This is a genomic window from Enterococcus sp. DIV0240d (genome assembly GCF_051711245.1).
In the GTDB taxonomy this organism is placed as follows: Bacteria; Bacillota; Bacilli; order Lactobacillales; family Enterococcaceae; genus Enterococcus_D; species Enterococcus_D casseliflavus.
This window is the reverse complement of the sequence record NZ_JBIOMG010000001.1, coordinates 235,001-247,396: the sequence shown is the minus strand read 5'-3', so window position 1 is coordinate 247,396 and position 12,396 is coordinate 235,001. Positions and strand designations below refer to the sequence as shown.

7 protein-coding genes, 2 rRNA genes and 1 other annotated feature (1 of these 10 running past the window's edge) are annotated in these 12,396 nt (G+C 45.0%); of the genes, 3 read left to right on the top strand and 6 right to left on the bottom strand.

Annotated elements, in window-relative coordinates; genetic code table 11:
• Positions 1 to 139 precede the first annotated feature (139 nt).
• Both IGJ25_RS01150 and IGJ25_RS01145 read right to left on the bottom strand, forming a co-directional pair.
• Entirely contained in the window at positions 140 to 2,845 is a 2,706-nt protein-coding gene (locus IGJ25_RS01150; protein WP_060791710.1) for an ABC transporter permease, read from the bottom strand.
• Positions 2,846 to 2,854: 9 nt separating this feature from the next.
• On the bottom strand, positions 2,855 to 3,556 hold the full coding sequence (locus tag IGJ25_RS01145; RefSeq protein WP_081116717.1) for an ABC transporter ATP-binding protein: 702 nt from the start codon (positions 3,554 to 3,556) through the stop codon (positions 2,855 to 2,857).
• 85 nt (positions 3,557 to 3,641) lie between these two features.
• Between IGJ25_RS01145 and IGJ25_RS01140 the strand changes: the two genes are divergently transcribed.
• A complete protein-coding gene (locus tag IGJ25_RS01140; protein ID WP_081116718.1) occupies positions 3,642 to 4,268 on the top strand; it encodes a TetR/AcrR family transcriptional regulator in 627 nt (208 codons plus the stop codon).
• Positions 4,269 to 4,339: 71 nt separating this feature from the next.
• Here IGJ25_RS01140 and IGJ25_RS01135 read toward each other — a convergent pair whose 3' ends face one another.
• The 4 genes from IGJ25_RS01135 to IGJ25_RS01120 all read right to left on the bottom strand — a co-directional run bounded on the left by IGJ25_RS01135 (position 4,340) and on the right by IGJ25_RS01120 (position 9,607).
• Positions 4,340 to 5,860, bottom strand: a complete 1,521-nt coding sequence (locus IGJ25_RS01135; protein WP_081116719.1) for a polysaccharide deacetylase family protein — start codon at positions 5,858 to 5,860, stop codon at positions 4,340 to 4,342.
• A gap of 290 nt (positions 5,861 to 6,150) precedes the next feature.
• Positions 6,151 to 7,428, bottom strand: a complete 1,278-nt coding sequence (gene serS, locus IGJ25_RS01130) for a serine--tRNA ligase (RefSeq protein WP_015510637.1) — start codon at positions 7,426 to 7,428, stop codon at positions 6,151 to 6,153.
• A 57-nt stretch (positions 7,429 to 7,485) separates the two neighbouring features.
• Positions 7,486 to 7,684, bottom strand: a binding site (T-box leader).
• Positions 7,685 to 7,719: 35 nt separating this feature from the next.
• Entirely contained in the window at positions 7,720 to 8,928 is a 1,209-nt protein-coding gene (locus IGJ25_RS01125; RefSeq protein WP_005226244.1) for a sensor histidine kinase, read from the bottom strand.
• Positions 8,918 to 9,607, bottom strand: a complete 690-nt coding sequence (locus IGJ25_RS01120; protein ID WP_008376963.1) for a response regulator transcription factor — start codon at positions 9,605 to 9,607, stop codon at positions 8,918 to 8,920. Before IGJ25_RS01120 ends, IGJ25_RS01125 begins: the two co-directional genes overlap by 11 nt.
• A 715-nt stretch (positions 9,608 to 10,322) precedes the next feature.
• Between IGJ25_RS01120 and IGJ25_RS01115 the strand changes: the two genes are divergently transcribed.
• A 16S ribosomal RNA gene (locus tag IGJ25_RS01115) occupies positions 10,323 to 11,881 on the top strand.
• 229 nt (positions 11,882 to 12,110) lie between these two features.
• Positions 12,111 to 12,396: ribosomal RNA gene (locus IGJ25_RS01110) — 23S ribosomal RNA — on the top strand (it continues 2,629 nt past the right edge of the window).
• Together the 16S and 23S rRNA genes form the textbook arrangement of a ribosomal RNA operon.

Below are 12,396 nucleotides of genomic sequence, written 5' to 3'. Positions count from 1 at the left end.
CAACGCCCCCTCTGTTCAAAAGCGGACAGAGGGGATTATTTGTTCAAAAAAGGACGTCACTCTCAGCTATCTAGGCAAGAGTGGCGTCCTTTTCTTTAAAATCGCTGCTGGATGATCAGCAAATCGCTTTAGCAGCAGCTTATTCGTTTGATTTCAACGCATCGATCATGTTGACATGAGTCAGTTTTACATGGGTGACGTACATCACGATGATCGTAAAGAGAATCGTCATGCCGCCGGCTAAAGCATAAGCCGGCCAATTGATCACTAATGGAAAGACCATGTTTTCCATCGAAGCTTGGATCAAAATAAAGTCAGTCAAGAAGTAACCTACCACGTAGCCAGCGAGAATCCCAAATAACGTAAAGACGATATTTTCCCGTACGATGTACATGGTGACTTCTTTATTGTAAAACCCTAATACTTTAATAGTAGAAAGCTCGCGAATCCGCTCGGAAACATTGATGTTGGTCAAGTTATACAAGACGACAAAGGCTAATGCCCCTGATAGTACAACTAAGATCAAGACAATGGAGTTCAAGTTGCCCATCGAATCATCCTGCATTTTGATCTGAGTGGAAAGGAACGTCGTGTTTTTGACTTTGTCGGTATCTAACAAGGCTGTTGATAAAGCTTCCTCTTGTTTTTTCGTCATCGTCTTGCTTTTGACTAAGAACGCATTCGGTTCAAAGGCACTGTCGGTGATTTCTTCGTAAAGAGTCGGTGACAGATACAGAGAATTGCCTAAATAGTTTTCTGCGATGCCGCTGATAGGTACTTCAAAAGCTTCTTGATCGCTAGTATAGAAGGTCAATGTATCCCCAACCTGCAGATCATACAATTCTGCGTATTTCATAGTCAGTACGGCGCCTTCTGTTAATGGCAGCTTCTGCCCTTCCGTCGTTTTCAAATGGACATAGTCGGTAAAAGCTTCTTGATCTGCCGGAACCATCAAGGTCAAACTTTGTTTTCCTTGGTTAGCTGGTCGAATCTCGATCGTTTCATTGTAGACTAGCATCGAATGGGTCACAAGAGGATCGTCTGTTAAAACCGTTTCAGCGGCAGCAACGGTTTCTTCCTTCGCATCATTTAAGGTCACGACGGCTTGATAATCCGTAATGGGCCCAAATTGTTTCGCAGTCACAGCACTTAAGGAATCTTTCAACCCAACGCCTGCCACCATCAGTCCCGTACAGCCGGCGATGCCAATGATTGCCATGATCATTCGCGATTTGTAGCGGAAGATGTTACGGAAGCTGACTTTTTGATTGAAGCTTAAACGTGACCATAAGGGTGTAATGGCCTCTAATAAAATCCGTTTCCCAGGTTTTGGCGCCCGAACTTGCAGTAGCTGGGCAGGTTTTTCCCGCAATTCTTTGATCAAAACAAAGAGGCAAGCACCGAGCGTCGCCAGTAAAAAGGCGATCGCGGCCAAAATAATTGGCGACCAGACATAATAGACGCGAATCCCGTCTAAAAGATACCGTTCGCTGGATAGAAAATAAATCAAACGCGGCAACAGTTCCGTCCCTAATACGGCACCACTGATAATGCCAATGGCCGAAGACAGGAGGGCATAAATCAAATATTTAAGGGAGATCTCGACTTTGCCATAGCCCATCGCTTTTAAGGTACCGATCTCTTTGCGGTTTTCTTCTACCATCCGCGTCAGTGTCGTAAAGGTGATCAACGCAGCGATAAAGAAAAAGAAGACAGGGAACACATTGGCGATCGCTGCGATACGATCAGACAGCCCACCATACTCTTGGAAACCGGGGTTGTCTTTGCGTTGGTTGTAAAGATACGTAGGTTCTGCCAAGTCTTCGATCTCTGTACGTTTTTCTGCCAGTGTTTGTTGGGCATCGGTTAGTTCTTGTTGCTGTTCCTCTAATTGGGTTTGCTGCTGTGTCAACTCTTCTTCCCCAGCGGTCAATTGGCCTTCGAGGGCTGCTTGTTGTACGGGCGGCAGCTGTGCCAAGGCGGCTTGCTGTTGTTCTAGTTCCGCTTTGGCCTGATCCAGTTGGGCTTGTCCATCAGCTAACTGTTTTTGTCCATCACGGACTTCTTTTTCTGCAGGCGCTAATTCATCAAAAGCATCTTGCTGAATTTCTGCTAAGCGTTCTTTAGGGCGATCCGCAAACAGTTCCTCAATCGTTTCTTGATGGGCTGCCATCTTGTCGGTATACGCATCGGAGTATGTTTCAAGGCCTGCGACATCATCAAAGGCGAGATAAAGGATCGATTTGACCTCCATCTTGAACTGTTCTTCCGGTACATAAGCAAAATACGTCACGACACCGCTGCCGACATTCGCATAGCCACGTTCGGCAGCACTGATATAAATGGGAGAGGTGGCGAACCCAACGATCGTATAGTCTTTGTCCGACAGATTATCGGCATCATCGATCGTAAAAGTATCCCCTATTTGCCAGCCATAATTTTTTGCTTCGGTGTCCAGCACGATTTCATCGGCTTTTTCTGGCAATCGGCCGTCCTTCACCAGTAGCTGGTTGAGTTCCTGCGAGGGATCATAAGAGGTTACTTGCACGACTTCATCTGAATTGGCAGCGTAATAAAATTGATAGGCGGCTTCTGTGTGCGCACCGCTTTTTTCCGCCGCATCAATGTCGTCCTCCGTCAATCCCAGCGTGGAAGTGACTTGCAGATCTGCTAAATGCTGACCGTTGACATATTCACTCGCGGAATGGTTCAGGATCGGTCCCGTCGCTTTGACACCGACAAAGAGAAACGTTCCTAAAAAAATGATCAAGGTGATTGCGATAAAGCGGCCTTTTGATTGGCGAATCTCCCGCAAACTTGCTTTAAGATAGGTTTTATTTTTCATCAGATCCTCCTACCAAACGATTTCATCGATCGAGATTGGATGAGGATTCTCTTCAATGGAACGGACAGTGGCATCGTTGATATGGATCACCCGATCGGCGATCGGGGCAATGGCGCTGTTATGGGTAATGATCAACACCGTATTGCCGTTTTTCCGACTGGCGTTTTGCAAAAGCTTCAACACTTGTTTGCCTGTTTCAAAATCCAGCGCACCGGTTGGTTCATCGCATAATAGCAATTTCGGGTTTTTGGCTAACGCCCGAGCGATCGATACCCGCTGCTGTTCCCCACCAGAGAGCTGCGAAGGAAAGTTGTTTTTACGGTTTTCTAACCCGACTTGTGCTAAGACTTCATCAGGATCGAGTGCATTCGGTGAGACTTCTGTTGCCAATTCAATGTTTTCTTTCGCTGTCAGGTTCGGCACCAAATTATAAAACTGGAAGACGAACCCGACGTCTTTGCGGCGGTATTCCGTCAGCTGTTTGTCGTTAAACTTCGCGATATCGACATTGTCGATAATGATTTGTCCTTCATCTGGCGAATCCATCCCACCTAATATATTCAAAACGGTCGATTTTCCTGCACCACTGGGGCCAAGGATCACCACTAATTCGCTTTCTTCAATGGCAAAGGAAAGATCGTTGTTGGCAGTGATGGTGGTTTCGCCCATCTGATAGCGTTTATATTCATTCTTTACTTCAACATAACTCATTAATAAAGCCTCCATTTTTTAAACACGTGTTGATTTAATCACATGGTGTTAGTATACTAAGAAAGAAAAGTAAGAGCAATCCTCAATGCTTACGTATTTGTCATTAAATAGACAAATATTGATCAAATGTACAGAGAAAAGGGGAAACGATATGGTGGGGACTGTGGGGAATCGTCGAACGATCTACTCGAAAAAAGTGATCCGACGCGCCTTTCAGGAGTTATTGTTGGAAAAAGAGTACCGCAAAATCACGATCAAAGAGATTGCGGAACGAGCCGATATCAACCGAGGAACATTTTATAAATATTATAAGGATACGGCCGCTTTGTTGGAGGAGATCGAAGGAGAGCTTGTTGAGCAGATCGCATCGAACTTGCAGCAGGAAAATTTGTCATTGGATCTTTGGTTGGAAAAGCTGTTGACGATTTTGTATGAGAATCCTAGTACCACCCATTTGATTTTGTTGAACAACAGCCATTTGCTGAATCTTTTATTGTCAGAGATCAAACCGGAGACCTTGAAACGGTTTGCCCAATACTTTCAAGATGCTTCCGAGGAAGAATTGGAACTGTGTCTTAGCTTTTTTGTCTGCGGGTCTATCGGGTTGATCGAACGCTGGCTCAAAGATTTCTCAATGATGCCGCCAAAAGCTGTCGCTGAACTGTTGATCCAAATTTTTGTGACCAATGTATATGAGGATAAGAAGGGCTAAAAAAAGAGGGAACGATCCAATAACCAAAAAGGAACGCAGCAAGAGACAATTTGCTGCGTTCCTTTTTTTATTTAGTCAACGAGGCGCTCGTCGTTCATCCCAAAGTATTGATGCAATGGTTTTTGCCGTGCTTCTAATAATTGATCGACAGTCACGAATTCGTAGCCTTCGTTTTTGAGCATTTTAATGACTCCCGGTACGGCTTTCACAGATTTCGGGTGAATATCATGGATCAAGATCATGGCACCATTAAAGACATTTTGTTGCACCAAGGCATTGATCTTCTTCGGATCCTTCAATTTCCAGTCTTGAGAATCGATGTCCCATTGAATGATCGGCATGCCAATGGTTTCTGCGCTTTGTTTGTCGATAGCGCCATAAGGGGGCCGTAAATTTCTAGGTAGTAAACCCGTCGCATTATAAATGGCTTTGTTGGTTTTTGTGACTTCTGCCTGCAAATCTTCCGCTGAAAGAGTATTCAGCTGCGGATGAGAGTAAGAATGACTGGCGATCTCGTGTCCAGCTTCTTGGACTTTTTTAGCAGCTTGCGGATATTGCTCTACCATTTGTCCCAGCATAAAGAAGGTCGCTTTAACGTCATTTTCTTGTAAGATGTTCAACAGATCCATGGTGGAGGTACTGTTAGGTCCATCATCAAAGGTCAATGCCACGTATTTTTTATTGGGGTCTAAACTTGGCAAGGCATTGTTGAGTTGGTCAGCAGCCACGAGATCAGGATCAATGAATGGGGCGATCTCGCTGTAAGGCAGGGTGATTTCCGTCGCTCCCGTCTGATTTTTTGGCAATTCGATGGTCAGCTTCTCTGGATCGTAAGTAAATTTCGAATCGAAGGTGATCCGCTCCATGGCCAAGACGGCGTCGATGATTTTGGCGGGTTCTTTGGCTTGATCCAGCAGTTTCTGCTGAATGACTTGTTGAATACCTAATAAGCTGCCTTCATCAGGAACCAGTTCTTTCAAAGACAATTCGGTTTGCGTCTTCTCTGATACGAAGATCGGTGCATCCGTTAGGCTGTCCGCATCTTCAAAACGTCCGGTTTCTCGATTCCACACATAGCTGTCGGCTTTCAATGAATAAGTAGACACCTTTGAAGCCGCTGCTTGTGCTTGGATGCGGGCAACGGTGACGACTTCTTTATTCGTTTGTTTTTTACGCAAGTGATCAGCGGCTTGTGTCAACCGTTCTTTGATATCTTTGATGGGAAACGTATCAAGGTCTTGCGGGCGGTAGATCAATTCTTTGGTTGCGCCTTTGGAGAGCACTTCAGGCGTTGTTTTTAACCCATTTTGACTTTGTTCTGCTTGGATTGATGCCAGTAATTTCTCCGCAGCCGCCTCATATTTTTCTTGGGCTGCGACTTCTTGCTGGTGTAAAGTGTAAAGGACTGAGCCAGCCGTCGCGATCAAAACGATCAATAATAAGGTGAATAAGGAAAAAATTGCTTTTCGATACGGCTTCTTTCTCGAGGGTGGTCCTTTCGGTCTTTCTTCAGCTGACGCTGTTCGTTTTTGATTATTGTTTGGTTTCTTGTGCAAGTCACTCCGACGGGCATAGGTCTTTCGTTCGGGCATTGGTGAAGCTCCCTTCATTCCATCCTAAATTATGCCCACGTTACCATAAGTCACAGGTACTTTCAACGATCATGCCCGGTTTCTGATAGAGACTTAAAAAGATGAAGGGATTTTTCTAATTATTCATTCAAAAATTACAGCCTCGTTGCGTTGTTTCTCTTGCAAGAAATGATCAAGGGCGTTAGGGGATCTTTTGCAACCACTATCTATTAGGTGAACTAGAAAACCCCTTCGTAACAGCTCACGTGGTGTGACTGTTACGAAGGGGGTGCAATTAAGGGTGCTAAGGCTTAGGCTTTTTCGATTTTTGTCAGTCCGCCCATGTAAGGAACCAAAACTTCTGGTACCGTTACACTGCCGTCTTCGTTTTGATAATTTTCTAGCACTGCGGCTACCGTCCGACCGACAGCCAGACCAGAGCCATTTAGTGTATGCATGTAGTGAATCTTGCCCTCTTGATCGCGGTAACGGATCATGGCACGGCGTGCTTGGAAATCTTCACAGTTTGAGCAAGAGCTGATCTCACGGTACATTTCCTGAGCAGGGATCCATACCTCTAAATCATAGGTCTTCGCCGCAGAAAAGCCCATATCTCCTGTACACAAGCTAAGCACTCGGTAAGGCAAGTTGAGTTTTTGCAAAATATCTTCGGCATTAGCCGTCATCTTTTCCAATTCTTCATAAGAATGGTCAGCATCACTGAATTTCACCATTTCGACTTTATTGAACTGGTGCAGGCGAATCAAGCCGCGAGTATCACGACCAGCGCTGCCAGCTTCTGAACGAAATGATGGGCTCAAGGCAGTGAAGTAGGCAGGGAGCTGTTCTTGTTCTAAGATCTCCCCTTGATAGTAATTGGTCAAAGGTACTTCAGCAGTTGGAATCAAAGTCAAATCCGTATCTGCCAATTGGAAAACATCTTCTTTGAACTTTGGAAATTGCCCCGTGCCAAACATTGCTTGGCTATTGACGATATAAGGGGTGATCATCTCGGTATAGCCATGCTCATAGACATGCTGATCCAGCATGAAGTTGTATAAGGCACGTTCCAAACGAGCACCTAAGCCTTTGTAGTAAACAAAGCGGCTGCCAGAAACTTTGGCACCCCGCTCAAAGTCGAGGATGCCCAAGTCTTCTGCGATCTCCCAATGGGGTTTTGGTTCAAAGTCAAAGGTTTTTGGTTCTGCCCAGCGGCGGATTTCTACATTGTCGTCTTCATCCTTGCCCACTGGAACAGAATCATTTGGCAAATTCGGCAATGTCGTGGCGATCTCTTTGATGTCTTCATCAATTTGAGCGATCTCTTCATCCAATTGCTTGATTTGGCTGCCGACTTCTTTCATTTGGGCAATTTTATCAGCCGCGTCTTCTTTCGCCCGTTTCAAGGCAGCGATCTCACTAGAAACATCGTTGCGCAATTTCTTGCGTTCTTCCGTTTGGACTAAGAGTTCTCTGCGACGTTCGTCAAGCGTTAAAAAGCGGTCCAATACTTCTTTTTGCACGCCTCGTGTTGCGAGTTTGCTTTGTACTTCAGCAAAATTTTGGCGAATCATTTTTACATCTAACATAGTGATACATCCTCCTTTGATTTTTCCATAGAAAAAAGGCCATTCCGATCCCGTGTTGCTTGGGACGAAATGACCATTCGCGGTGCCACCCAAGTTCAGCTTGCGCTGCCCTTGCTGCTCGTATCGTGAGCCAACGATTTTTCTTTCGAAAAATACACGTTAAAGAACTGGATTCTATTTTTTCCAACACTGATTTTCACCAACCATCAGCTCTCTTTACTAGATGAAAAAAATATACTAGGTTCTGTGCCTTGATTATTTTCTTTAGCATACCCAAAAAATGTTGGGGCGTCAACCATAGGTTTGTGTGTTGGACAAATTGTTGCGCTTCAACGGGAGATGAATAATAAAGGACGTCCATTCTGGCGTTGATTTGGCATAGATATAGCCGCCATGTAAGGCGACGATGCTTTGAGCGATCGCTAGACCTAAGCCAGTTCCTCCTGTTTCTTGAGAGCGGGATTCTTCCACTCGGTAGAAACGGTCGAATAGAGAATCAAGGGCTTGCTTAGGGATCATCTGCCCATTGTTTTTGACGGTTAAGATCGCTTCGGTTCCGACTTTCTCGACCTCCATGCGGATCTTATCGGCGCCTTTGCCGTATTTCAAGGCATTTGACAGCAGGTTGTTGAAAACTCGCACCAGTTTTTCGGTATCACCATCCATTTCGATATGCTCTGGACGGGTGTAGGTCTCGATCTTGATGCCTTTTCGGCTAGCTTCTAATTCAAAGTCCGCCGCCAATTGTTCAACCAGCTGGGCCATATCGAATTCCATCACATTAATGGGCACGCTAGGCTGACGCACTTTCGTGTATTCAAACAAATCATCGACGAGGGATTTCATTTGTTTGGCTTTGACATACGCCGTATGAGTATATTTCAGCAATTCTTCTTCCGAATGGTATTGTCGATCTTCGATTAGACCTAAGTAGCCGATGATCGAAGTCAATGGTGTCCGAATGTCATGACTGACATTGGTGATCAGCTCATCTTTGGATTGCTCGATCCGCCGTTCATCTTCGATCGCCGCCACCGTACTGTCGACTAAGCCATTGATATTAGAAACGATCCGACTTAAATCGCCCCGTAACTCGAAGGGGATGCGATGATCGTAGTTGCCTTCTGCGATAAAGTGCAGCTCGCTGATAATGTGACGTAGCTGCATTTGATGGTAACGACGAATCAAACGCCAATATAAGACGATCACATCTAATAGGAAGAACATCGGTAGAATGAAGTTACGACCACTGCGGAAGATATCTGTGTTGAAGGCAGCCGTGAACGCATTCTTTGATTCATAGATCGCTTCGACTAAAACCGGTGAGTTTTCTCGTATTGAGGTCAAGATGACTAAAATAGCGACATTTAATAGAAGTAAAAGAACAATCGTTACAATTCCTTCAGCAAATAACTCACTGATTTCCTTTGAGGTCAACGTGATCCGTTTCTTTTTTTCGATTGGTGTGTTGCGCTTTTTTTCAGTTGGTTTACTTCGCATCTATTTTGTAGCCGACCCCCCATACTGTTTGGATGACTTTTTCACCATCCGTGGCTTCTTCGATCTTATCTCGCAAGTGACTGACATGGACCATCACTGTTTTGGCAGAAACGACACTTTCTTGTTTCCAAACTCGTTCAAAAATCTCATCGGCGCTAAAGACACGGTTGGGATGCGATGCCAATAAGTAGAGGATGCCAAATTCTAATGCGGTCAATTGGATCTCATTGCCATCCACCGTTTTTACTTCATGGGAATCGCGGTTGATGATAAGGGAGCTTACTTCCAGAATCTCTGGTTGATTTGAAGCAGCCTGCATCTTGGTTCTTCTCAATAACGATTTTACCCGTGCCATGACTTCTAATGGATTGAAAGGTTTGGTGACATAATCATCAGCACCGGCGACCAATCCACGAATCTTATCCATATCGGTTGTTTTAGCGGTCAACATAATAATGGGGATTTGGGATTCTTTTCTCAATTCTTTGACGACTTGCATGCCGTCCATTTCAGGCATCATGATATCTAAGATCAATAGCTCGATATCAGAAGTGGTGCGAATCTTGGTCAGTGCTTCTTTTCCATCGTATGCTTTGACCGATTCATAGCCTTCATTGTGTAAGTAAATGCTTAATAGTTCTACGATCTCTTTGTCATCATCTGCTACAAGTATTTTCATACTGGGTCCTCCTAGGAACAATATTCTTTTCTCCATTTTAGCAAATATTCCACAAAATAGATAAAATCATACTTAAATTTATAAGAATGATAGGAATTAAGAAAACACAAAAAGGAAAAAGACGAACGATAGGCTAATAATAACGGAAAAAGTCCTTAAAAAAGGCGGAAATCACGGACTAAAAATCACGAATCATCTTTGGAAACGGAGTAACTAGAAACGTTGGTCTATCAATCATTTTATGGTTGACGAATAGCACAAGTCTTGGTATATTATTACATGTGCCAAATGACTAAATGAATTCCTAAAAAGAATTGAAAAAAGTAGTTGACGCACAGCTCGACAGATGATATTATAACGAAGTCGCAATTTTAAAACAGTTAATTGATGTTGATACATCAACAAAATTAATTAAAAAAAGTTGTTGACAAATAACATATCATTTGTTATTCTAATTAAGTCGCTGAGACAGCCGCTACGAAGTTGAAAAACAACGAGCGAAAAAAACTTTTTAAAAAAGAGTTGACAATTAAATGTCACTCTGATATGATATAAAAGTTGCTAACACAGCACGGTAGACCTTTGAAAACTGAACAAAGCAAGCAAACGAACCAATGTGTAGGACGTTTCAATTTATTGAAACAAATACATGCAAGCAATAGCTAGCAAAGTTAATTTTTATGAGCTTAATGACCGTATGGTCATTCAAACAAATCATTATGAGAGTTTGATCCTGGCTCAGGACGAACGCTGGCGGCGTGCCTAATACATGCAAGTCGAACGCTTTTTCTTTCACCGGAGCTTGCTCCACCGAAAGAAAAAGAGTGGCGAACGGGTGAGTAACACGTGGGTAACCTGCCCATCAGAAGGGGATAACACTTGGAAACAGGTGCTAATACCGTATAACACTATTTTCCGCATGGAAGAAAGTTGAAAGGCGCTTTTGCGTCACTGATGGATGGACCCGCGGTGCATTAGCTAGTTGGTGAGGTAACGGCTCACCAAGGCAACGATGCATAGCCGACCTGAGAGGGTGATCGGCCACACTGGGACTGAGACACGGCCCAGACTCCTACGGGAGGCAGCAGTAGGGAATCTTCGGCAATGGACGAAAGTCTGACCGAGCAACGCCGCGTGAGTGAAGAAGGTTTTCGGATCGTAAAACTCTGTTGTTAGAGAAGAACAAGGATGAGAGTAAAATGTTCATCCCTTGACGGTATCTAACCAGAAAGCCACGGCTAACTACGTGCCAGCAGCCGCGGTAATACGTAGGTGGCAAGCGTTGTCCGGATTTATTGGGCGTAAAGCGAGCGCAGGCGGTTTCTTAAGTCTGATGTGAAAGCCCCCGGCTCAACCGGGGAGGGTCATTGGAAACTGGGAGACTTGAGTGCAGAAGAGGAGAGTGGAATTCCATGTGTAGCGGTGAAATGCGTAGATATATGGAGGAACACCAGTGGCGAAGGCGGCTCTCTGGTCTGTAACTGACGCTGAGGCTCGAAAGCGTGGGGAGCGAACAGGATTAGATACCCTGGTAGTCCACGCCGTAAACGATGAGTGCTAAGTGTTGGAGGGTTTCCGCCCTTCAGTGCTGCAGCAAACGCATTAAGCACTCCGCCTGGGGAGTACGACCGCAAGGTTGAAACTCAAAGGAATTGACGGGGGCCCGCACAAGCGGTGGAGCATGTGGTTTAATTCGAAGCAACGCGAAGAACCTTACCAGGTCTTGACATCCTTTGACCACTCTAGAGATAGAGCTTCCCCTTCGGGGGCAAAGTGACAGGTGGTGCATGGTTGTCGTCAGCTCGTGTCGTGAGATGTTGGGTTAAGTCCCGCAACGAGCGCAACCCTTATTGTTAGTTGCCATCATTTAGTTGGGCACTCTAGCGAGACTGCCGGTGACAAACCGGAGGAAGGTGGGGATGACGTCAAATCATCATGCCCCTTATGACCTGGGCTACACACGTGCTACAATGGGAAGTACAACGAGTTGCGAAGTCGCGAGGCTAAGCTAATCTCTTAAAGCTTCTCTCAGTTCGGATTGTAGGCTGCAACTCGCCTACATGAAGCCGGAATCGCTAGTAATCGCGGATCAGCACGCCGCGGTGAATACGTTCCCGGGCCTTGTACACACCGCCCGTCACACCACGAGAGTTTGTAACACCCGAAGTCGGTGAGGTAACCTTTTGGAGCCAGCCGCCTAAGGTGGGATAGATGATTGGGGTGAAGTCGTAACAAGGTAGCCGTATCGGAAGGTGCGGCTGGATCACCTCCTTTCTAAGGAATATTTCGGAAGACTACACATCGTTTGCCTTTGTTCAGTTTTGAGAGGTTTACTCTCAAACAAAATTTGTTCATTGAAAACTGGATATCGAAGAAATAATCAAAACAAGTAACACACACCGAGTTGAAATGTTAAAAGAGTTTTTTAATAAGTTCAACGCTTATTTTCTTGAGCAACCTTCTATCGCTAGAAGAAGTACTCAAAACCGACCGTAAGGTCAAAGGTTAAGTGAATAAGGGCGCACGGTGGATGCCTTGGCACTAGGAGCCGATGAAGGACGGGACTAACACCGATATGCTTTGGGGAGCTGTAAGTAAGCTATGATCCAGAGATTTCCGAATGGGGGAACCCAGCATCTTTTATAGGATGTTACGTCTGCGTGAATACATAGCGCAGTCGAGGTAGACGCAGAGAACTGAAACATCTAAGTACCTGCAGGAAGAGAAAGAAAATTCGATTCCCTGAGTAGCGGCGAGCGAAACGGGAAAAGCCCAAACCAACAAGCTTG